Raw genomic sequence first — 22,407 nt, forward strand, 5'->3', positions numbered from 1 at the left:
ATTCAGTAACAGTGTGCTGCGACGGTTCGTCCCAGGGCTCTTTTGTCGCGCCCCGACTTGATTGGAGGCCGCGTATTTACTGCTGTGCAGCTTAGAACGTGGTGCGCAGGCCTACCTCGATACCGCGCCCCGGTGCGGGGGCGATGTCACGTAAAATAGAACTGGCATAACGCACGGTCTGGTTGGTCAGGTTGTCGCCTTTGACAAACGCCAGCCACTGGCTGCTGCCCACATCGAAGTGATAACCGGCACTGGCGCCCAGAGTGGTGTAGCCATCAGTGCCCGATTCGTTGGCCGGCACACGGCCCTGATTGCTGGCATGTTCGACGTCAACCCGCGCTTGCCAGCGGTCCATTTCCCACAGCAAGCCGCTGCTCAGGCGCAGCGGGGCAATCCGCGGCAAGGCTTCGCCGGTGTCGAGGTTGGTGGCGCGGGTGTAGTCGCCCGACAGTTCCAGTGCAAACTTGCCATAGGCACTTTCTCCGAGCTTCCAGTGATCCTTGGCCTCAAAGCCGGTGAAACGCGCCCTCACCCCGGAATAGGTGTATTCCGGAATGCCGTCGGCGTCTGGCTCGCCTTCGTCGTTCAGTGTACGACCTGTACCCAGCAGACCGATGTAATTGGAGAAGTGGCTGTAGAACACCCCGATGCTGCCATTGTGGGTGCCATTGTCGAAGCGCAGAGCCAGGTCGCTGGATACGGCTTTTTCCTTCGACAGATTGGCGTTACCTACTTCATAGGTGCCGGTAGCGACGTGGGCGCCATTGGCGTACAGCTCGTAGAACGTTGGTGCGCGTTCGGTGTAGCCCAGGGTGGCCGCCAGCGACCAGATCGGGGTGAGGGTGAACACGGCGCCTGAAGACAGGCTGCCCGCCGTGAAGCTCCTTGAACGGTCCGCCGCGGCAAAGCGCTCATTGCCCTTGGCGTCCGGGTCGACCACGGTGCGCTCAAGGCGCCCGCCGAGGCTCAGTTTGAGGCGCTCGGTGGCCTGCAGTTCTTCAAGCACAAACAGGGCGCCGCTGTTGGTGTCGGTTTGCGGTACGAAAGCTTCTTCACCAAGGGCCGAAAATTCGTTGCGATTGACCTGTGCGCCAATGACACCCTCAACCGGGCCGATTGGTACATGGCGGGCTTCAACGCGGGCTTCGTAGCCCTTGTTCTTGAACGTGGTGCCGACTTCGCCGCCCTCGATTTCGCGGTGCTCGTAATCGGTGTAGCCGGCATCTATTTTCAGCGAGCTGAACGGGCCTTGCAGGTTGCGGATTTCGGAGGCAAAGGCGTAGTGATCCTGCTTCATGCGGATGCGTACGTCCTGCTCGGCCGGTGAGCCGTAGTTGGCGTCGTAAGTGCTGTACGACAAGCCTGCGTAACCATCTTCCCAGGTGTAGGAGCCGCCCACGGCACCGCCGTCCTGCCGGCCATTGCTGTTACCCAGACGGCCTTTTTTCTCGTCACCGTCTTCGCTTTCGGGGGCATGACGGCTGCGGGCATAGCCGGGGATTTTCAGGTCGTTGAACTCGCGGGCGTTGGCATCCAGATGCAGGGCGAAGGTGCCATCACCGGCTTCCAGCTTGCCCGCGCTGCTGCGGGTGGTGTCGGCACCGCCGTAGCGCAGTTCGCCTGCCCCGTGAATGCCGTCGATGGCGGTAGTGGGGATACGGTTGTCGAAGGTGTTGACCACGCCGCCAATGGCGTTGCCGCCGTACAACAGGGCGGCAGGGCCGCGAACAATTTCGATTCGTTCGACGTTGACCGGGTCCAGCGGTACCGCGTGGTCATAAGACAGCGATGAGGCATCCAGAGCGCCGACGCCGTTGCGCAAGATGCGAATACGGTCGCCATCCAGGCCGCGAATGATCGGTCGGCTAGCGCCGGGGCCGAAGTAGGACGAAGACACGCCGGGTTGTTTGTTGAGGGTTTCGCCCAGGCTGCCTTGCTGATTAAGGGTCAGGTCGTCGCCTTCCAGTACCGTTGTGGGTGAGGCCAGCTGGGTGTTGCCCAAGGGGTTCCCGGTAATGACTTGCTGGGGCAGATCGAGGGCGTAGGCCGGGGAGGCGAGCAGCAGTGCGGTGGCGAGCGGCGTTAGACGAAGGCGACGCAAGTGACGCGGGAGTGCAGGGGAGGACATTACAAGTTCCTTGGCAGGGTGACGAAAGAAAGCGGCGCTGAGCGCTCTTTGACTGGACAGGTATGGTTACAATATAACATCACTTTAATCTGTCAAAGCGGAACTTTCATTTCTGCCCCGGGACACGGCTAGACTGGTTGCTTGGCGAATGCACTTCCCCCTGAGCAGGTGCTCGGCTAAGGTGCGCGGCTTTCTCTCTTTTGCTTTAAAGGCCCGGCATGACTGAACCCAACAACAACCCATTGCACGGCGTGACGCTGGAACAGATCCTCACTGCGCTGGTGGCGCATTACCAGTGGCAGGGGCTGGCCGAGCGCATTGATATTCGCTGCTTCAAGAGCGACCCGAGTATCAAGTCGAGTTTGACGTTCCTGCGCAAAACCCCTTGGGCGCGGGAAAAGGTCGAAAAGCTCTATGTGAAATACGCCCGTACCAAGCGCGAGCTTTGATCGGCACATGAGTGCGTTGTCCAGGCACAGGCTCTGCCTGCTGCTGGCGATCCTGGGCTGGAGCGGCCTGGCGATTCAGCTTGAGCTGGTACTGTTCGCCCGCTGGCAGAGCGGTGCGAGTGTGGTGGGTGGGCTGGTGAGCTATTTCAGTTTTTTCACCATTTTGACCAACACCCTGGCCGCCAGCGTACTGACCTGTGCAGCCGATACCCCCCCGTCAAAAGCCAGGGCGTTTTTCTTGCAACCGTGGGTTAGCAGCGGCATTGCTGTCAGCATTATCGTGGTGGGAGCGGCGTATAGTCTGTTGCTGCGCCAACTCTGGCAGCCTGAAGGTCTGCAATGGCTAGCCAATGAGATATTGCATGACGTGATGCCGGTGCTGTTTACGCTGTACTGGTGGTTTTACGTGCCCAAGGGGTTGTTGCGCGTGAGCCATATCGGACTCTGGATGCTGTATCCGCTGCTGTATTTCGCCTACATCCTGTTGCGTGGGCACCTGCTGGGTGTGTACCCGTATCCGTTTGTCGATGTCGAAAAACTGGGCTATTGGCAGACGTTTATCAATGCTGGCGGAATTCTGGCGGGGTTTGTGGCGGTGGCATTGGGGGTGGTGGCGGTGGATCGTCTCAGGGGGCGCAAGTACTTGTAGCAGCTGCCGAAGGAACGAGGCTGCGTTCGGCTGCGAAGCAGTCGTATACACTGAGAACCGGGGTTAACTGGCTCAGCGTGGTGTCTGATATTGCGACGACTACGTCGCCGAACCCAGCCACGTTCCTTCGGCAGCTGCTACGGGGTGTAGGAGCAATTACTCTTCGGTACTGCCATCCAGGCGCCAGTAGCCCACAGCCTTGACGAATTCTTCGTTCAGGCCGTGGGTGTCCAGCAGCACTCGGCGCACTTTGCGCGACAGCGCGCTTTCGGTGGCCACCCAGGTGTACAGCGCACCTTCGGGGATGCTCAATGCTTCGACGGTTTTAAGCAGGTCCTCGCCCGGTACATCACGGTGTACCCAGATCACGTCAACCGCTGCGGCGCTGTGCAGGGGTTGTTCTTCAAGCGCGTTTTCGACCTCGATCACCACCAGGGCACGGCGGTTGGCAGGCAGCTCTTCAAGGCGCCGGGCAATGGCCGGCAGCGCGGTTTCGTCACCGATCAGCAGGTAGCTGTCAAAGATGTCCGGTACTACCATCGAACCGCGCGGCCCGCCGATATGCAGATACTGCCCGGGCGTGGCCTGGGCGGCCCAAGTGGCTGCCGGGCCGTCACCGTGCAGGACAAAATCGATGTCCAGCTCAAAGGTGTTCAAGTCAAAACGGCGTGGGGTGTAGTCGCGCATCGGCGGCATTCCACCTTTTTGCCCGGCGCTCAGTTCCAGGGTTTCCAGCGCTGCCTGTTCTTCGGCGGTCTGCGGAAAAAACAGCTTTACATGGTCATCGCTGCCCAGGCTGACAAACCCCGTCAGCTGTGGGCCTCCCACGGTAATTCGGCGCATGCGCGGGGTCAGGTCGACCACGCGCAGCACTTCGAGTTTACGACGTTTGATTTCATGCATGACCCGGTGAATGGTCTGGGGTGTGGCAGCATTCATTCAGCGTTCTCCTGCGCAGGCTGGGCAGATACAGGGCCATCGACGATGGCTTTGGCGGTGTTGTTGAGCAAGTCGCGTACCCGCAGGATTTCTGCCGGGCTCCAGCGACCGTGGTGCATTTGTAGGGCATGGCGCAGGTTGTGCACCGCCTCGTGAATCTCGGCCGGGCGATCATGGCCGCGCAGTGAGCGCTTGCTGACGTCGATGCGCATCCGCACGCCATCGAGTGCTACCGCCTGATCGGTCAGGTACTGGCGACCGGCATCGGTCACGGTATAGCGTTTTTTTCCGCCTTCGGCGTCGCCCTGAATCAGCTCGCTCTCTTCAAGGAAGGTCAGCGTGGGGTAGATCACGCCAGGGCTGGGGCTGTAGGCACCGTCGAACAAACCTTCGATCTGGCGGATCAGGTCGTAGCCGTGGCAGGGCTGCTCGGCGATCAGCGCCAACAGCAATAACTTCAGATCGCCCGGGGCAAAAACCCGGGGGCCGCGGCCACCGCGTTCGCGACCGGGGCGTTTCTCGAAGCCGTCTTGACCCGCGCCATGTTCGCGGTGATGGGGATGATGGTCTCTCATTGTCTTTTCGCTCTCTCATTAAGTTAGATATAACTTAAGATATATCTTAAGGAATGTAAAAACCCAGTCGACGAACGGTAATGATTCTCAATGGGAGTGCTCCCACAGCTTGGCTATTTCGCTGCGGTTTGTACTGGCGCAGGTGCCAGACACAAGGTGTTGGTGCCTGGTTGCAGATACGGCGTAAGGATCGGTGCCATGCCCTTGAGCACTTGCACCGGCAGTGCCGAGGTGAATTTGAAAGCCTCGGCCGAGCGTCCGGGAACGAACGCAGTCAAGGTGCCGAAGTGATGCTCGCCGATATAAAACACGAAGGTCGCCGTGCGATTGATCGACTTGGAGCTAAGGATACGTCCGCCAGCACCCATGCTTTCGATGCGGTTGTCGCCGGTGCCGGTCTTGCCGCCCATGGCCAGGGGTGTGCCGTCGTCGAGCTTGAAACTGCCCGATACCCGTCGCGCCGTACCGGCATCCACCACTTGCGACAGGGCTTCGCGCAGTGCCGTGGCTACTTCGCTGGGCATGACCCTTACGCCTGCGTCAGGGTCGTTGACCAGGCGGGTTTCATAGGGAGTATCTGCGGCGAAATGCAGGGTATCAATGCGTAATACCGGCAAACGTACGCCATCGTTAAGGATAATGCCCATCAGCTCGGAAAGTGCCGCCGGGCGATCCCCCGAACTGCCCAGTGCGGTGGCGAGAGACGGCACCAGGTGGTCGAAGGGGTAGCCGACTTTTTGCCAGCGCTGATGGATATCAAGGAAGGCTTCGATCTCCAGCATGGTGCGGATGCGGCTGTCGCGGGCGCTCTTGTGCCGGCTTTTAAACAGCCAGCTGTAAACTTCCTGACGCTCATGTTCGCTGGCGTCGACAGCTTGCTGGAAGGTGGCCTGCGGGTTATTGAGCAAATACCCCAGTAACCACAGATCCAGCGGGTGGACTTTGGCGATATAGCCCTGGTCAGGCAGGTTGTAAGCGCCGGGGCCATAGCCTTGGTACAACTTGTCCAGACGCTCGTCGGTGATCTTGTCGTTAGTCAGATGCGAGCGCACGAAGCGGTTGAAGGTAGCCTGATCGGCATGGGGGAACAGGTAACGATGCACTGCCGACATGCGAATGGCGGTGGGGTGCATGCTGTCCAAGAAGGTATCAAGGCGGGCCTTTGAGTCTTTCCCGCGGTATTTTTTCCAGAACTTAAGCATGAAGGTGGTGCCTTCGCGGTCGGCGAAACGACTGAGGTATTCCTGGCGCATCGGGTTGCTGTCGTCACTGAGCAGGTCCGCGTTATTGCTCGGCGACTGATAGCTGGTGTAGCGCACCACGTCGCGCATCAGGCGCACAAAGGGGAGGTTGATCGACTCACGGATCGAATCGCGCAGCGTCGCGATGCGGTTGTTGTCCTGGCTGCGAAAGTTGTGGAAGTGATGCATACCGCCACCGGTAAAAAAGCCTTCGCCGGGGTTGGCCGAGTACTGACGGTTGAGTGCGGCATCCAGCATGGGTGTCAGTTGTGCACCAGGATTTTCGATCAGGTACGCCAGTGCCCAGCGGGTCAGCGGATCCTGGTGGGTGATGGGGATTTTTTTCAGCGTCGTGCCAGGCTGGCCGCCGTAACGGTCATGCAGCTCGGCAATGATCTGCAGATAGGTGGTCAACACCCGCAGTTTGGCGGTGGAGCCCAGTTCCAGTTTGCTGCCTTCATTTATATCGAAGGGCTGGTCGGTGCTGTCGGTCTGTACCCGGGCGCGGGCGCCGTCCGGCGTAAGTTCAAACAGGGTGAAGCTGTAGCGCACTTGCGCGGTACTGGTGGGCGTTAGCAGGTAGGGGCCGAGCAGGCCGATTTTGCCGGCAAATGCCGGGTTTGCCAGCTGGCGCAGGTAGTCACTGACCTGGCCCTGCAAGTCGCCCTGCAAGGTGCTGGTGGCAGACAGGTCCAGGCGGTCGAGGTCATACAGCGGGCGTTTGAGCAGCACCGAAAGGCGGCTGCGGGCTACGCTGATGCCCTTGTTGGTTTCATTCGGTTGCAGGGTTGGCGCCTGCGCCCAGTCGCGGTAAGTCACGCGGCTGGCCAGCGCGGCGGCGGTCAGGGCCGGGTTGATCACATTGTTCTGCGCCAGCAGGCGGATATGGCTGTCGGTCAGTTGCGCGAGCTCATCACGGCCCTTGGCCAGGTAGTGTGAGGGCCGACGTTGGGCGATCATCAGCGACAGCACTTCACGCAGGGCCAGGCCTCTTGATGCGAGGCTTTTTGGGTCAGTGGCGGTACTGCTCAGTTGCTGGTTGATCTGATTGAAATCGGCGCCGTACCACACCCGCAACCCTTCGGCCATGCCGTGAACCTCGCCGTGGCCAGGCACCGCCGACAGTGGCACGCTGTTGAGGTAATCACGCACCACCTTTTGCCGGGCTGGCAGGGTTTGCGGGCCGTTCTGATAGGCACGCACGCTGGCAGAAACCATCTGGCGCAATTTTTCGCCGCCTGAGAGCGTCAGCCCATCGGGAGAGTGCCGATACTTTTCCAGTTGGGTGGCCAGGGTACTGCCGCCCGCAGATTGCCCCGGCAAGTGCAGCAGTTTTGCAGCCTGGGAGTAGGCCGCCATGGCAAAGCGCGGCCAGTCCACGGCAGGGTTGGCCTGGGGTTCATCAGGGTTGAGCAGGTTGCGGTTTTCGATAAACAGCAAACTGTGAACCACCAGCGGGGGGATGCTTGCAAAGCTGGGATACAACTGCTGCGGGTACTTGTACTGATAAAGCGAACTGCCAGCGCAGTCGGTGATCGAGAGTCCGGTCTGAATTTTTTCTGAATAGGGTACGAAAAACCCTTTCTCGCTATAGCTCAAGAGCGCTGGTGAAAAGCGGCTTTGTTGAGTAATGACGTAATCACGTTTTTGAAGGCGTGCCAGAAAGTCGCCCAGTGCGCTGTAACCCAAGCGTTTATCGAAAGGGCCTGCGCCGGGATAAAGCATCGCGTTGCTGGGCCCTTCGTGCATCGAATAGCTGAGCGACGCAGCAAAACGGCTGAACTCGCGGGCTTGCAACTTGGAACTGCGCACCTCCTGGGCCATCACAAACCACAGCACAACCAGGACGGCCAGCACCCCAAGCCCGAGCACAAACCATCCATAACGCCTGGGCTCAGGAGGTTGTGGCGCAGGTGCGGCATCGTCCGTTACAGCTGATGACACACTCGTCTTGCTGGAGTTGGAGTTCCACAGTACGCCCATAGTCGACAGATCCAGGTACGCATATTGGTTGCGCTTGATAGAAGCGTAGACGCTGGCAGATTCAGGTGAAAAATTTGTGAGGCTTATCTGGTGTTTCTATAGGCACGGTCTGCTGAATGGCTCTCATAAATCCAGGGTCGGGATGCATCCACAACGTGGCTTACCCATGTAAGTGCAGGAATAGAGCCTTTGCGGCAGGTAAATAGGTCCTAGGTAGGGGCATGACTGTGCACCAACGCTGTGCAATACTCGCCGCCGATCTCAGCAGGGCATTTCTCTTTTGACCTACCGACCTACAAGGTCCAGGCCGGTCAGGGGGGCAAGACAGCTAACCCGCCCGTCTTTTCGAACGCTCTGTTGATGGATACCCAATAACAATACGAGGTTGTACTTTTATGCCAGTCGGCAACCACCAGCCCCACGCAGATAGCGTGCAGGGCGGTCCACTCAAACGCGAACTGGGCGAGCGCCACATTCGCCTGATGGCGCTTGGTGCCTGTATCGGCGTAGGCCTGTTCCTGGGCTCGGCCAAAGCAATCGAAATGGCCGGACCGGCCATCATGCTGTCCTACATCATCGGCGGCCTGGCCATTTTGGTGATCATGCGTGCACTGGGCGAAATGGCCGTGCACAACCCGGTAGCCGGTTCGTTCAGCCGCTACGCGCAGGACTACCTCGGCCCGTTGGCCGGGTTTCTGACCGGCTGGAACTACTGGTTCCTGTGGCTGGTGACCTGTGTCGCGGAAATCACCGCCGTGGCGGTGTACATGGGCATCTGGTTCCCCGATGTACCGCGCTGGATCTGGGCCCTGGCGGCGCTGATCAGCATGGGCTCGATCAACCTGATCGCGGTCAAGGCGTTTGGCGAGTTCGAGTTCTGGTTTGCCCTGATCAAGATCGTCACCATCATTGCGATGGTCTTCGGCGGTATCGGCATTATCGCGTTCGGCTTCGGCAATAACGGAGTCGCTCTGGGTATTTCCAACCTCTGGGCTCACGGTGGTTTTTTGCCCAACGGGATCCAGGGCGTATTGATGTCCTTGCAGATGGTGATGTTCGCCTACCTGGGCGTCGAGATGATCGGCCTGACTGCCGGCGAAGCCAAGAACCCGCAAAAGACCATTCCGAGTGCGATTGGCTCGGTGTTCTGGCGCATTCTGCTGTTCTACGTCGGCGCACTGTTCGTGATTCTGTCCATCTACCCATGGAACGAAATCGGCACCTCGGGCAGCCCGTTTGTAATGACCTTTGAACGTCTGGGCATCAAGACGGCAGCAGGCATTATCAACTTTGTGGTGATTACTGCGGCATTGTCGTCGTGCAACGGCGGCATTTTCAGCACCGGTCGCATGCTCTACAGCCTGGCGCAAAACGGCCAGGCCCCGGCCAACTTCGCCACCACTGCGAAAAACGGTGTGCCGCGTCAGGCGTTGCTGCTGTCGATTGCCGTGCTGCTGCTGGGGGTTGTGCTCAACTATATGGCGCCGGAGAAGGTGTTTGTCTGGGTGACGGCCATTGCCACCTTTGGCGCAATCTGGACCTGGTTGATGATCCTGCTGGCGCAACTGCGCTTTCGCAAGAGTCTGAGCCCGCAGGAAGCGGCAGCCCTGAAGTACCGTATGTGGTTGTACCCGTACAGCTCTTACGCGGCATTGGGGTTCTTGTTTATGGTGGTCGGGTTGATGGCCTACTTCGAAGAAACCCGAATCGCACTGTTTGTAGGCCCAGCCTTCCTGATCCTGCTGACCGTGCTGTTCTATGTGTTCAAGCTGCAGCCTACGCAGCGCACGCAGACTCACTGACAATGTGGGAGCGGGCTTGCTCGCGATAAAAGCACCTCGGTTGGTCAGACCAACCGCGGCGTTCCCATCGCGAGCAAGCCCGCTCCCACAACAGCTTTCGCTACTTGCGGTTCAGACGCTTGTTCCAGTCCAGCCAGGCCGCCAGCACGGCCATGATCCCCACGCCCATCAGGGCGCTGAATACCTTTACGACAAACCCGTCACCGCCCAGCGCATTGAGCATGTCAGCCAACGGCGCCAGGATCACTCCCAGACAGAACACTTCCAGCGAATAGCGGCCCATGCGGCATGCCTGGCGGGCCACCCGGTTATTCAGCCAGTTGCCGTGGGGCACCACTTTGGCCGCCACATAAGCCAGGGCCAGAAAATGCAGCAGGCGTACCGGTGAAAGGTTGGTCTTGCTGATCGGGTACAGGTACTCGCCCAGCCAGAGCGGCATGAGCGCATCGTGAAACTGCGGCCATCGCCATGACAGTGCCAGCAGGCCGGTCACCAGCAGATAGAGTACTGTTCCCAAAAACACCGGTTGACGCGACAGGGGACGGTTTTGCGCAGCCTTGGGTTGCTGCCCGTGGATCGCTGCTGCACCGCCCAGAATAAACAGAAACTGCCAGGCCATAGGGTTGAAAAACCACACGCCGCCTTCCTGAGCCGCGAGGTTCCACACCGGCGCCAGCAAGTACAGGGCCAGGGACGCGGCAACCACATAGCCTGCCTTGCGCAGCAGCATCGGCAGCACCAGCGGCAAACCCAGCAACAGCACGATATACAGCGGCAGCGGGTCCATCAGGTTGGGTTTGAAGCGCAGCAGCAGTTCGTCGGTGAGGGCCTGTTGCGGATTGCTCAGGAAGTACTGAAGGCCCATTTCCTGCACCAGGTCACGGGTTTCGACATGGTTGTTGGCAAAAAACACGATGCCCATCAGCACCGCCAGCAGGAAGATATGCACCACATACAGCACCCAGGCGCGGCGCAGGATCTTCACGCTGGCGACCAACAAACCGTCACGTTGAGCGATTTTGCCGTAGGCCAGCACGGCGGCATAACCGGCCAGGAATACAAAAATCTCCGCAGCATCGCTGAAGCCGAAATTGCGCACCGTAAATTCGGCCAGCGGGTTGTGCGGGATGTGGTCCCAAAAAATAAAAATCAGCGCCAGCCCGCGAAAAAAATCGATGCGGTGGTCGCGTCCGTTCAGCGTCACGGCGAGTACTCAAACAAAGGGTTTAATTAAGACCGACGGGCGCAGCGGAGGTTGCGCGCCGCGTATCGGCGGCGCGCAGGGTGATGGTATTACGGGTTAAATGCAAAGGTTGGATATTACTGAATGTCTCGAGCTACTGCTCGAACACACCCGCCAGCGCCTTATTTCAGCGCGGCCTGCTGGTGGGCCGTCAGGCCGCCGCTATTTCGTTGGCCTCAAAGCTATCCGAACGGGCCATTTGCCACATGCGTGAATAGAACTCGCCATTGACCTCGCCGGTGAGCAGTTCGCCGGGCTTGAGGAACACATGCAACTGTGAGAACAGTTTGATTTCGGTGGCGGACATGCGTCGTACCAGGTGCTTGGCCTTGAGCTGCGCCGGATGCTCCAGGCCAGCCGCAGCCAGCATTTCGGCCAGGGCCTTGAGGGTGTTCTGGTGGAACTGCACAACCCGTTGGGCCTTGTCCGGCACTACAAGCGCTCGCTGGCGCAAGGTGTCCTGGGTGGCCACGCCGGTGGGGCACTTGTTGGTATGGCAACTCTGCGACTGAATGCAGCCAATGGCAAACATGAAGCCTCGCGCCGAGTTGGCCCAGTCGGCACCGATGGCCAGCACGCTGGCAATATCGAATGCGCTGACAATCTTGCCGCTGGCGCCGAGCTTGATCTTGTCACGCAGGTTCAGGCCCACCAGGGTGTTGTGGACGAACAACAAGCCTTCGCGCAGCGGTGCGCCAATGTGGTCGGTGAACTCTACGGGCGCCGCGCCGGTGCCGCCTTCCTTGCCATCAATCACGATAAAGTCCGGCAGGATACCGGTTTCCAGCATGGCCTTGGCAATGCCCATAAATTCCCATGGATGACCCAGGCAAAACTTGAAGCCTACGGGCTTGCCGCCGGACAGCTCACGCAACTGCGCGATAAATTGCATCAGCTCGATAGGCGTTGAAAAGGCGCTGTGGCGCGAAGGCGAGATGCAGTCTTCACCCATGGGCACACCGCGGGTTTCGGCGATTTCCGCGGTCACTTTATGCTTGGGCAGGATACCGCCATGGCCTGGTTTGGCGCCCTGGCTCATTTTGATTTCAATCATCCGCACTTGTGGCGTGCGAGCCTGGGCGGCAAAACGCTCAGGGTCGAAACGCCCGTCCGAAGTGCGGCAACCGAAGTAGCCACTGCCCAGTTCCCAGGTCAGGTCACCACCATGCTCACGGTGATAGGAGCTGATACTGCCTTCACCCGTGTCGTGGGCAAAGTTACCGAGCTTGGCACCCTGATTGAGGGCGCGGATGGCGTTGGCGCTCAGTGAGCCAAAGCTCATGGCTGAAATATTGAAGATCGACGCCGAGTACGGCTGGCTGCATTGCGGGCCGCCCACCACGATGCGAAAGCTGCTGGGGTCGGTCAACGGGGCCGGGCGCATGGAGTGACCGATAAATTCAAAACCGGGCTGGTAAACGTCAACCAGAGTGCCGAAAGGCTTGTCGGCACTCTCATTCTTGGCTCGTGAGTACACCAGCGAACGTTGCGCCCGTGAGAAGGGCAGCGCATCGCTGTCAGATTCCAGCAGGTATTGGCGAATCTCTGGGCGGATGGCTTCCACCAGATAGCGAATATTGCCCAGGATCGGGTAGTTGCGACGCACGGCGTGGGGGCTTTGCAGCAAATCGAAAATCCCCAGCAGGCTCAAGGCCAGTGACACGGCCGTGAAGGGCCACAGCCACTCATGGTGCATAAAGGGCAGGCTGGCGAGGGTGAAGATGACGCAGAATGCAAAAAACGCATAACGGCTTAACAGTGACAGGCTCATACGGTTTCCTGTTTCAGGCTGGTCTGTTCCGCCGGGCGGTGATGCCTGGCGTGGTCAAGAACAGAAAAAGGACAATAGAACCCTCTCTTTGAGTCGGAGGTTTGCTGGGGGGAGTGTTGGTCATCTATCAAGCAAATGCCAACTCCCTGTCAGATTATTCATTGAACGGGATTTCATCTGTGGCAGCATCCCGACCAAAGTCGGGCACTTCATACAGAAGGCTCGGGTAAAAGTGACATCTGTGTATTTTCAGGGGCGTTGGGTCGTGCAATCCTTCTTGACCTTACTGTTTTGTTGGCCGAATTCCGTGACCTCATTTGAACCCGCAACCTCCAGAATCATTCGTATTGCCGCTGCCGTAGTGATTGGCCTCGATGGGCGGACCCTGCTGGTGCGCAAGCGCGGCACCCAGGCCTTTATGCAACCCGGCGGCAAGATCGATGCCGGTGAGCAGCCGGTCGACGCCCTGGCCCGTGAGCTGGAAGAGGAGCTGGCTTTGGTGATCGACCCGGCCAGCGCGACCTGGCTGGGCCATTTCGCTGCCCCTGCGGTCAACGAACCGGGTTTTGAGGTACAGGCCGAGCTGTTCCTGGTGCATATCAGTCAGCCCGTGGTGGCAGCGGCAGAAATTGAAGAAGTGCAGTGGATCGACCCCGAGGGCGATGGCGGCCTGGTACTGGCGCCGTTGACCCGGGATCTGGTCCTGCCGTTTTATCGCAATGCCTTGCAGTCCCGGACGGCCTGATGATTCCAGCCCATGAATTGCTGATTTTTGCTGCGGCCTGCCTGCTGTTGGTGCTGACGCCAGGGCCGAACATGATCTACCTGATCTCGCGCTCCATCTGCCAGGGGCGCAAGGCAGGCGTCACATCGTTGCTCGGGGTGGTGGCGGGTTTTTTCGTGCACATGTTTGCCGCCGCTGCGGGTTTGACGGCGGTATTTATGGCTGTACCGATGGCCTATGAGGCACTCAAGTGGGCGGGCGCCCTGTATCTGCTGTGGATGGCCTGGCAAGCTGTACGCCCGGGTGCCAGCTCACCGTTCGAAGCCCGGGACCTCGCGCCGGATGCCATGCCGAAGCTACTGACGATGGGCTTTATGACCAGCGTACTCAACCCCAAGGTGGCGGTCTTCTATCTGTCGGTTTTCCCGCAATTCATCAACCCGGAACACGGTTCGATGTTCACTCAGAGTATTGTATTGGGCCTGACTCAAATCAGCGTCAGCTTCACGGTTAACCTGCTGATCGCGCTGTTTGCCAGCGGTATTGCCGTGTGGTTTGTACGCAACCCGCTATGGCTGGCCGTGCAGCGCTATGTGATGGGCGGTGTGCTGGCCGCACTGGCGGTGAGGCTGATGCTGGAACAACGTAAAACCGTATGACCTGGACCCGTAATGGCTATAGAACTGCTTGAACCCGCAAACGCCAAGGCTTATCGCCAACTGATGCTTGAGGCTTATGCGCAGCACCCCGAGGCTTTTGTATCCTCCATAACCCAACGTGAGAAGTTACCGCTGAGCTGGTGGGAAGCAAAACTGGACGATGAACTGAGCGCCCTGTTCGGTGCTTTTGTCGATTCCCGACTGGTGGGCATTGTCGGCCTGGCATTCGAACCCTGGGAAGATGCCCGGCACAAGACCACGTTGTTTGGTTTGTATGTGTCGCAGGCTTTTCGTGGGCAAGGGCTGGGGGAGCATCTGGTGCAGGCGGTGGTTTCACTGGCTGAGCAAGAGCCCGAAACCAAGGTGATCGAACTGACGGTCAGCGTTAACAGCGATGCTGCACTGGCGTTGTACCAGCGCTGCGGTTTTGCACAGTCTGGGCTGGAAGACTGCGCAATTCGGGTGGGGGAGGCCTATTACGACCGGGTGCATATGCGCCGGTTGGTCAATATAGAAGAGAACTGACCGGGCTCTGGGTGGGAGCGGGCAAGCCCGCTCCCAAACTGCCTTGCCGTTGTCAGCGAACCGCACTCACGCCATCCAGCGTCGAAAATGACGTGTCCTTGGCTGTCAGCAAAAAGTCGCGCATATAAGGTGCATCCAGCATGTCGGCGCGAATCGCGGCGTAGAGTGTCGCAAACAGGCCTTTCTCGCCCAGGCGTTTGGCCTTCACATAACCCCGTGAGCTGTATTCATGCAGCGCCCAGTGCGGCATCCCGCAGACTCCCCGGCCGCTGGCTACCAGCTGCATCATCATCACTGTCAGCTCCGAGGTGCGAACCTGCGCAGGTTCTACATCGGCCGGCTCCAGGAAGCGGGTAAAGATGTCGAGGCGATCGCGCTCCACCGGGTAAGTGATCAGAATTTCGCTGCTCAAATCCTCAGGCACGATAAATGGCTTGCTGGCCAATGGATGCTGATTGGCCACTGCTAGCATGGCTTCATAGGTAAATAGCGGCACATAGGTCAGCCCGGCGATTTCCTGCGGGTCGGACGTGACCACCAGATCCAGATCGCCCCGGGCCAGTGCCGGCAAGGGTGCGAAGGCAAAACCGGATGCCAGATCCAGCTCGACCTCGGGCCAGGCATCGCGGAACTGGTCAATGGTCGGCATCAACCACTGGAAGCAGCTGTGGCATTCAATCGCCATATGCAGACGACCGGCCGTTCCGCCAACCAGACGTGCGATATCGCGCTCGGCACCGCGCAGCAGGGGCAGCATGGCATCGGCCAGTTGCAGCAGGCGCAAGCCGCCGCTGGTGAAGCGAACCGGTTTGGTTTTGCGCACAAAGAGGGGCATGCCCATGCGCTCTTCAAGCTCTTTGAACTGGTGGGATAAAGCGGACTGGGTCAGGTGCAGGCGTTCGGCTGCTTCGACCAGACTGTCTGACTCGCGCAACGCGTGCAGGGTTTTGAGGTGACGAATTTCCAGCACAGTGGCTCCATGAGTAACTTTGATGATCAACACGAAAACGTTGAGTTTGTCTCATGTTGTAGCGGGTGTCGATAATAGTGCCATTACTTACACGAAGGAATGTTGTTATGGCCCTGGCACACAATCTTGGTTTCCCCCGCATCGGCGCAGACCGCGAGCTGAAAAAAGCACTCGAAGCCTATTGGAAGGGTGATATTGACCAGGCCGCGCTGAAAGACGTTGGCCGCCAATTGCGTGCCACCCACTGGCAGTTGCAAAAAGACGCAGGCATCGATTTGTTGCCGGTCGGTGACTTTGCCTGGTACGACCAGGTGCTGACCCACTCATTGACGTTCGGCGTGATCCCCCCGCGTTTTTCCAGCACCCTGGACGAGCAGCGCCAGCCAACCCTGGATACCCTGTTTGGCATGGCTCGCGGTGCCAGTCAGAGCTGCTGCGGTGCTGAGCACGGCAAAGGCCAGTATGCCCAGGAACTGACCAAATGGTTCGATACCAACTACCACTATCTGGTACCGGAATTCAGTCAGGACCAGCGCTTTGATCTGAGCTGGAACGAGCTGTTTGAAGAAACGGCAGAAGCACAGGCGCTGGGCCATAAGGTCAAACCCGTGATCATTGGCCCGTTGACCTACTTGTGGCTGGGCAAGGCCAAAGGCAACGAATTCAACAAGCTCGACCTGCTGGAAAACCTGCTGCCGGTTTACGCTCAAATCCTGTCCCGCCTGGCTGAGCAGGGCGTGGAATGGGTACAGATCGACGAGCCGATCCTGTCGCTCGACCTGCCACAGGAATGGAAAAACGCCTTTGAACGCGCGTATCACATTCTTCAATACTCGCCACTCAAGAAGCTGGTTGCCACCTACTTCAGCGGCCTGGAAGACAACCTCGGCCTGGCGGTTGGCCTGCCGGTGGATGGCCTGCACGTGGATCTGGTGCGTGCTCCCGACCAGTTGCATGCCATTCTGGACCGCCTGCCGACTTACAAAGTGTTGTCCCTGGGCCTGGTCAATGGCCGCAACGTGTGGCGCTGCGATCTGGAAAACGCCCTGGCGCAACTGCAGGAAGCCGAAGAGCGTTTTGGCGATAACCTGTGGGTAGCCGGTTCCTGCTCGCTGTTGCACAGCCCGGTGGATCTGGACCGCGAAACCAAACTGGATGCCGAGCTGAAAAGCTGGTTGGCCTTCGCCAAGCAAAAGTGCGCTGAAATTGCAGTGCTGCGTGATGCGCTGAATATCCCGCAAGACCCCAAGGTACAAGAAGCCCTGGCCCAAAGTCGCGCCGTACAACAAAGCCGGGCCAGCTCGCCACGTATTCACAAGGCCGCCGTACAAGCCCGTATTGCAGCGATCACCGACGCCGACAGCCAGCGCCAGTCACCCTTTGCTGCACGGATCGAAGTGCAGCGTGCCCGCTTGAATCTGCCGGCATTCCCGACCACCACCATCGGCTCGTTCCCGCAGACTGCTTCGATTCGTCTGGCGCGTCAGTCTTACAAACAAGGCAAGTTGTCGACCAGCGAATACACCGACGCGATGCACAGCGAAATCCGCAACGCTGTACTGGTCCAGGAACGTTTGGGTCTGGACGTACTGGTACACGGCGAGGCCGAGCGCAATGACATGGTCGAGTATTTCGCCGAGCAACTGGACGGCTATGTGTTCACCCAATACGGCTGGGTACAGAGCTACGGTTCACGTTGCGTAAAACCGGCCATCATCTTCGGCGACCTGAGCCGCCCGCAGGCCATGACCGTTGAGTGGATCAAATACGCTCAGGGCCTGACCGACAAGGTGATGAAAGGCATGCTGACAGGCCCGGTGACCATGCTGATGTGGTCCTTCCCCCGCGAAGACGTATCGCGCAAAGTACAGGCGCAACAACTGGCTCTGGCGATCCGCGATGAAGTGGTGGATCTGGAACAGGCAGGGATCAAAATCGTGCAGATCGACGAAGCCGCGTTCCGTGAAGGTTTGCCGTTGCGCCGTGCACAGTGGCAGGAATACCTGGACTGGGCGGTGGAAGCCTTCCGTCTGTGTGCCTCGGGTGTGGGGGATGAAACCCAGATCCACACCCATATGTGCTACAGCGAGTTCAATGATGTGATCAAGTCGATTGCCGCGATGGACGCGGACGTGATCACCATCGAAACCTCGCGCTCGGACATGGAACTGCTTGATGCATTTGAAGCGTTCGACTATCCGAACGACATCGGCCCGGGTGTGTATGACATCCACTCGCCACGGGTGCCGGAAACGGCTGAGATGATCAAGTTACTGAGCAAGGCAGCGCAGCGTATTCCCGCTGAGCGGCTATGGGTCAACCCCGACTGCGGCCTTAAAACCCGGGCCTGGGCCGAGACTGAAGCGGCACTGATCAACATGGTCGCGGCAGCACGGCAACTACGCTTGCAAGCCGCTTGAGATCAATAGCCCCTCTCCCTCCGGGTGAGGGGCTTTGAGGTGTTACCTGACAATTTTATCGACATGAATATCCAGCTTTTTCAGGCGGTACCAGAAACTGCGCTCGGATATGCCGATTAACTGCGCCGCCGCAGCCTGTACGCCATTGGCCTGTTGCAGGGCACTTAGAATGTAGGCTTTTTCGACTTCGGCCAACGCGGCTTCCAGGTCGGGGGGCACGCTCGGTCCGGGGGCAAGCAAGGCACTGCTCTGGCCGGGTTGGGCACTGAACAGGTAGGGCGGCAGGTCACTGTCCTGGATAGTGCTGCTATTGGCCACAATGGTGGCGCGCTCCACGCAGTTTTGCAGTTCGCGAATATTGCCCGGCCAACTGTACTGGGCCATCGCCTGCAAGGCGCTGGGGCTGAAACCGGTGATGCGTTTGCCTGCGGTAGCACCCAGGTTATGGGCAAAGTGCCGCGCCAGCGAGGCGATGTCTTCAACGCGTTCGCGCAACGCGGGCAGCGGAATCGGGAAGACGTTCAGGCGGTAATACAAGTCTTCGCGAAACTCCTTGTCGGCTACGGCTTGCAGCAGGTTTTTGTTGGTGGCGGCGATGACCCGCACATCCACCTTGCGCTCTCGCGGATCCCCCACTGGCTCGATCACCCGTTCTTGCAGCGCCCGCAGGATTTTTGCCTGCAAGGCCAGGGGCATATCGCCCACTTCATCGAGAAACAGGGTGCCCTTGTCGGCCTGCATAAAGCGCCCGACCCTGTCTGCTACGGCGCCGGTAAACGCGCCTTTGCGGTGGCCGAACATCTCGCTTTCAAGCAGCCCCTCAGGAATCGCCGCACAGTTGACCGCGACAAAGGGTTTGTCGGCGCGGCTGCCGTGTTTGTGGATGGCGCGGGCGACCATCTCTTTGCCGGTACCGCTTTCGCCAGTCAGCAGGATCGTGGCGTTGCTCTCGCGTACCGAGTCGATGGCCTGCAGTACCCGGCGAAAGCTTGGGCTGTCGCCAATCAGGCTGTCGATGTGCTGGTGCTCGTCCAGCTCGGCGCGCATGCGCGCGTTGTCGCGCAAAATGTCGCGAAACTGCAGGGCTTTGCTGACCGTAATATCCAGCTCGTCGATATCAAAGGGCTTGGCGATGTAATCGTAGGCGCCGTTACGTATGGACTGTACGGCGTTTTTTACCGTGCTGTAGGCGGTCATTACAATCACTGGCAGGTTCGGGTAACGCTGTTTGATCTCGGCCAGTAACTGCGGGCTGTCCATGCCGGGCATGCGCCAGTCGCTGATCACCAGGTCGATATCTTCCTGCTCCAGAACTTCAAGTGCCTGCAGGCCGTTGCTGGCAGTGAAGACCTGAATCTGGTTCTGGCTCAGTGCCGAGCTGAGCAAGTCGCAGAGTTTGGGCTCATCGTCGACCACCAGCACGTTATGACTCATGTTTCATCCCCTCCGTGGGCCGGAATGTACAGGTTGAAGGTGGCACCGACGTCTTTCTCGCTGATGCATTCGATGCGTCCGTCGTGGCTGTCCATGATGGAGAACACTTTGGCCAGGCCCAGCCCCGTGCCTGAGGCTTTGGTCGTCACAAAGGGCGTGAAAATACGCTCAAGCATATCGGGTGCGATTCCTTCTCCGGTATCAGCAATGCCTATTACTGTGTAGTCCTCTTCGCGGGAAATGCGTACGGTCAGGCATCCGCCCTCAGGCATGGCGTCGATGGCGTTGATGATCAGGTTCAGGCACGCCTGTTTGAGTTGTCCGGCATCGGCGTACAGGGTCGCACCGGGCGCCTGATCGTCGATGTGGGCATCAATAGTGTGGCTTTCCAGCTCCGGTTTGCAGAAACCCAGAATGTCTTCGACCAGAGGCCGCGCCAGCTGCGGCGCACGCACGGGGGCGCTGGGCTTGGCGAATTCGAGAAACTCGGTGATCAGGTCATTGATGCGGGTCACTTCGCTGACCACGTACTCCAGATGGCGCTTGTCGGTTTCACCCAGATCGGCCCGGCGGTGCAACAGTTGGGTCGCGGTTTTGATAATGCCCAGGGGATTGCGGATTTCGTGGGCCAGGCCCATAGCCACCTCGCCCAGGGCATGCAGGCGGTCGCGGCGACGCAATTGGGCTTCGAGATGATGCAGCTCGCCCAGTCGTGCGGTCATATGGTTGAAGGTGCTGCTCAGCTCGGCCAGTTCGTCGTTGCCCGACACCGCCACGCGTTGGTTGTAGTCCCCGGCAGTGACGGCGCGTACCCCTTCGGAAAGGTCGCGCAACGGCCGGGTAAGGCGTTCGGAAACCAGCCAGCCGACGGTCAGCGACAGTACCGAGCCGACCAGGAAGATCAACGCGAACAGGTTGCTCTGGTTGACCAGCCCCACCAGGCTGCTATGGCGCAGCAGGCCACTGTAGATCACCCCTTGCAGCTCACCGGTGTCGTTGAGGATGGGCCAGTACAAGCCGCTGTAGCGGCTGGTGAATTGTTCGCTGGGCTGACGGGTTTCCCGCAGGGTTTGTTCGATGGCGCCGGGCACCATCAGCTGGCGGTCTTCGAAACGCTGGCTGGAGAATATCTCGGCAAAGCCTGCCGTATTGGACAGGTACAAACGCAAGTCGAGGGAGTGCACGTCGGCCACGCTGGTCAGAAAGCTGCTGTCCATATAGGTAGCCACCAGCAGCTGATAGTTCACTCCATCCTGGCTGGTGGCAAAGGTCGAGACTACGGTGCCGGTTGGCACACCGCCGACATTGATAGTTTGCAGTACAGCGTTGGGGCTCAGGCTGATCTGGTCGACAATGGTGTCGCTGGCGGTACTGAAAATCACTTTGTGGTCGCTGTCACGGATCAGCGCGACCACGTCTATGCCCATGGCTTCGGCGATATCGGCAGTCAGCCGGTCATGGCGGATGGCCTTGCTGGAGGACGGCGGGTGGGCGTGTTGGAGAAGCAGCTTGGCGGCGCGGGCGTTGTCCGCGAGGATTTCGCTGATCTCGTCCTTGACGATTTTGGTCGACTCCTGCAGCCAGACCCGTACGTTACTGTCGAAAATCTGCGACAGGGTGGTCGCTGCCAGTTCGGCAGCAATCATGGTCGGGATCACGCTGACCAGCCAGAACGCCAGCACCAGTTTGCGCTGTACGGTCCAGCGCGACACTTTGAAGGGTTGTGGCTGGCGCGGTGTTTTGGGCGTGGTGGGCATTAGTACTCGCTTATCGCAGCCGCCAGTGCCGGGTCGTGGCGGTCAGGGCGAATGAACAGTTTGACCAGTTTGAGTGCGTTATTGATCAGCCAGTTGCGATGCCGGAAAAACAGCGTATTGCTTTGAAAGGTGCAGCCCAGACGAATCTTGCTCGCGTAGCCGGCCTGACCGCATTCGTACAGGGCAATATTGTGACGTATGCAGTAATCGACATTCACCAGCCAACTCCTGAAGTACAGATTGTAGTCACGGGTGAGCTCAAGGTCGTGACCAAAAAACTTGTCGATCAGACGGTGTTCGTCAATCAACACCAGATTGAACGCCACCAGTTGATCGTCGAGCCAGTACAAAACGCACACTGCCCGGTCGCCGAGTTGTTGGAGGATACCGGTGAAATAGGTCGCTGGTAAGCGCTCCAGTTGCAGATCACTGCGCGCCAGGCTGGCCTCGTACAAGCGCATGATTTCAGGCAAGACGTCGTCAATTGCGTTGCGCCATTCCACCCGTGGGCCAGGCGTACGCAGTTTGCGGCGCATGTCTTTGCGGGTGGACTTGCCCAGCGAGCCAAGGTAGCCGTCCACTGACCCAAAGGGCACGGGCAGCGTCGCACTGGGCAAGCCGGGCATGGCCTGAAAGTCCGCCGCCTTGCAGCTGTGCGCCCAGTCAGCGTCATGGCTGGGGACGTCCTTGACGGCAATCAGACCGATACCCAGGCGGGCCGCATCGGTCTGGGCCAGGGTCAGCAACCGGGCGAGCAGGGCAGGGCGCTGCGCCGCCTGTACATGACTGGCCGTTCCCGCACTGCATTGTTCGGTCACCGGTGAGCCGATGGCGTAAAGCTTTAGCTGCACCAACCCCGGGAGTGCGCGATTGAGTTTTTCGGTAAAGCGTTTGCCGATGCCCTGGACCGTGGTGTCGAGGCGATAGCACGTGGTGAACGCAGTCGCTGCGGCAATCAGGGTGGAACCTTCGAACATCGTCAGGTAACGCCATGCAAAGCCTTCAATCCCGGCTTTTTCGACGGCCATAATGTAATCCCAATCCTCCAGGGCATCTGGAAAACAGTCATTCCAGGCTTCACGGTCGATTGCCTGAATGGATGAAAAGACTTGGGCTGTAATCATGGGGCGTCCTTGGG

Annotated in this window: 17 protein-coding genes; 7 read left to right on the forward strand and 10 right to left on the reverse strand. The window is 59.1% G+C overall.

All coding sequences use genetic code 11. The features are described 5' to 3' along the window. Positions 1-91 precede the first annotated feature (91 nt). The gene (locus tag PPTH39_RS09205) at positions 92-2,128 is read right to left on the reverse strand and encodes a TonB-dependent receptor (protein WP_095001434.1); all 2,037 of its coding nucleotides are present in this window, start codon (positions 2,126-2,128) and stop codon (positions 92-94) included. A gap of 218 nt (positions 2,129-2,346) precedes the next feature. On the opposite strand from PPTH39_RS09205, the gene PPTH39_RS09210 reads away from it, so the two are divergent. Both PPTH39_RS09210 and PPTH39_RS09215 read left to right on the forward strand, forming a co-directional pair. Then, positions 2,347-2,577, forward strand: a complete 231-nt coding sequence (locus PPTH39_RS09210; RefSeq protein WP_095001433.1) for a VF530 family protein — start codon at positions 2,347-2,349, stop codon at positions 2,575-2,577. A 7-nt stretch (positions 2,578-2,584) separates the two neighbouring features. Beyond that, positions 2,585-3,226, forward strand: a complete 642-nt coding sequence (locus PPTH39_RS09215; RefSeq protein ID WP_095018356.1) for a Pr6Pr family membrane protein — start codon at positions 2,585-2,587, stop codon at positions 3,224-3,226. 156 nt (positions 3,227-3,382) lie between these two features. Here the strand turns inward: PPTH39_RS09215 and PPTH39_RS09220 are convergent, their stop codons facing one another. From PPTH39_RS09220 to PPTH39_RS09230, 3 genes are all read right to left on the reverse strand, one after another. After that, positions 3,383-4,165, reverse strand: a complete 783-nt coding sequence (locus tag PPTH39_RS09220) for a siderophore-interacting protein (RefSeq protein ID WP_095031951.1) — start codon at positions 4,163-4,165, stop codon at positions 3,383-3,385. Further along, the gene (locus PPTH39_RS09225; protein WP_095001430.1) at positions 4,162-4,740 is read right to left on the reverse strand and encodes a PadR family transcriptional regulator; all 579 of its coding nucleotides are present in this window, start codon (positions 4,738-4,740) and stop codon (positions 4,162-4,164) included. Before PPTH39_RS09225 ends, PPTH39_RS09220 begins: the two co-directional genes overlap by 4 nt. A gap of 113 nt (positions 4,741-4,853) precedes the next feature. Beyond that, the gene (locus PPTH39_RS09230) at positions 4,854-7,964 is read right to left on the reverse strand and encodes a transglycosylase domain-containing protein (RefSeq protein ID WP_130871894.1); all 3,111 of its coding nucleotides are present in this window, start codon (positions 7,962-7,964) and stop codon (positions 4,854-4,856) included. A gap of 395 nt (positions 7,965-8,359) precedes the next feature. On the opposite strand from PPTH39_RS09230, the gene PPTH39_RS09235 reads away from it, so the two are divergent. Next, positions 8,360-9,766 carry an amino acid permease gene (locus PPTH39_RS09235; RefSeq protein ID WP_095001428.1) on the forward strand — a complete coding sequence of 469 codons (1,407 nt, stop codon included), beginning with the start codon at positions 8,360-8,362 and terminating at the stop codon, positions 9,764-9,766. Positions 9,767-9,866: 100 nt separating this feature from the next. Here the strand turns inward: PPTH39_RS09235 and PPTH39_RS09240 are convergent, their stop codons facing one another. Both PPTH39_RS09240 and PPTH39_RS09245 read right to left on the reverse strand, forming a co-directional pair. Continuing rightward, positions 9,867-10,970 carry an OpgC domain-containing protein gene (locus PPTH39_RS09240; RefSeq protein WP_130871895.1) on the reverse strand — a complete coding sequence of 368 codons (1,104 nt, stop codon included), beginning with the start codon at positions 10,968-10,970 and terminating at the stop codon, positions 9,867-9,869. Positions 10,971-11,160: 190 nt separating this feature from the next. After that, positions 11,161-12,780, reverse strand: coding sequence for an FMN-binding glutamate synthase family protein (locus tag PPTH39_RS09245; protein ID WP_095020390.1), 1,620 nt, complete (start codon positions 12,778-12,780; stop codon positions 11,161-11,163). A gap of 307 nt (positions 12,781-13,087) precedes the next feature. Here PPTH39_RS09245 and PPTH39_RS09250 point away from each other — a divergent pair, with 307 nt between their 5' ends. Genes PPTH39_RS09250 through PPTH39_RS09260 form a run of 3 tightly spaced genes read left to right on the forward strand, consistent with a single transcriptional unit; the run spans position 13,088 to position 14,688 of the window. Next, positions 13,088-13,525: an NUDIX hydrolase gene (locus tag PPTH39_RS09250; protein ID WP_095001627.1), complete on the forward strand. Its 438-nt coding sequence runs from the start codon at positions 13,088-13,090 to the stop codon at positions 13,523-13,525. Next, positions 13,525-14,163, forward strand: coding sequence for a LysE family translocator (locus PPTH39_RS09255; RefSeq protein ID WP_095001425.1), 639 nt, complete (start codon positions 13,525-13,527; stop codon positions 14,161-14,163). Before PPTH39_RS09250 ends, PPTH39_RS09255 begins: the two co-directional genes overlap by 1 nt. Before the next feature lie 12 nt (positions 14,164-14,175). After that, the gene (locus PPTH39_RS09260; RefSeq protein ID WP_130871896.1) at positions 14,176-14,688 is read left to right on the forward strand and encodes a GNAT family N-acetyltransferase; all 513 of its coding nucleotides are present in this window, start codon (positions 14,176-14,178) and stop codon (positions 14,686-14,688) included. A gap of 52 nt (positions 14,689-14,740) precedes the next feature. Here PPTH39_RS09260 and metR read toward each other — a convergent pair whose 3' ends face one another. Continuing rightward, the gene (gene metR, locus PPTH39_RS09265) at positions 14,741-15,658 is read right to left on the reverse strand and encodes a transcriptional regulator MetR (protein WP_095001423.1); all 918 of its coding nucleotides are present in this window, start codon (positions 15,656-15,658) and stop codon (positions 14,741-14,743) included. 107 nt (positions 15,659-15,765) lie between these two features. Here metR and metE point away from each other — a divergent pair, with 107 nt between their 5' ends. Continuing rightward, entirely contained in the window at positions 15,766-18,078 is a 2,313-nt protein-coding gene (metE, locus tag PPTH39_RS09270; protein ID WP_095001422.1) for a 5-methyltetrahydropteroyltriglutamate--homocysteine S-methyltransferase, read from the forward strand. 42 nt (positions 18,079-18,120) lie between these two features. On the opposite strand, the gene PPTH39_RS09275 is transcribed toward metE, so the two are convergent. Genes PPTH39_RS09275 through PPTH39_RS09285 form a run of 3 tightly spaced genes read right to left on the reverse strand, consistent with a single transcriptional unit; the run spans position 18,121 to position 22,393 of the window. Then, entirely contained in the window at positions 18,121-19,512 is a 1,392-nt protein-coding gene (locus PPTH39_RS09275; protein ID WP_130871897.1) for a sigma-54-dependent transcriptional regulator, read from the reverse strand. Beyond that, on the reverse strand, positions 19,509-21,269 hold the full coding sequence (locus tag PPTH39_RS09280; protein ID WP_095001420.1) for a sensor histidine kinase: 1,761 nt from the start codon (positions 21,267-21,269) through the stop codon (positions 19,509-19,511). Before PPTH39_RS09280 ends, PPTH39_RS09275 begins: the two co-directional genes overlap by 4 nt. After that, positions 21,269-22,393 carry a GNAT family N-acetyltransferase gene (locus PPTH39_RS09285; protein ID WP_095020393.1) on the reverse strand — a complete coding sequence of 375 codons (1,125 nt, stop codon included), beginning with the start codon at positions 22,391-22,393 and terminating at the stop codon, positions 21,269-21,271. The genes PPTH39_RS09280 and PPTH39_RS09285 overlap by 1 nt, the downstream gene beginning before the upstream one ends. Positions 22,394-22,407: the final 14 nt, after the last annotated feature.

Origin of the sequence: Pseudomonas bubulae (assembly GCF_900618535.1) — a bacterium.
Classification (GTDB): Bacteria; Pseudomonadota; Gammaproteobacteria; order Pseudomonadales; family Pseudomonadaceae; genus Aquipseudomonas; species Aquipseudomonas bubulae.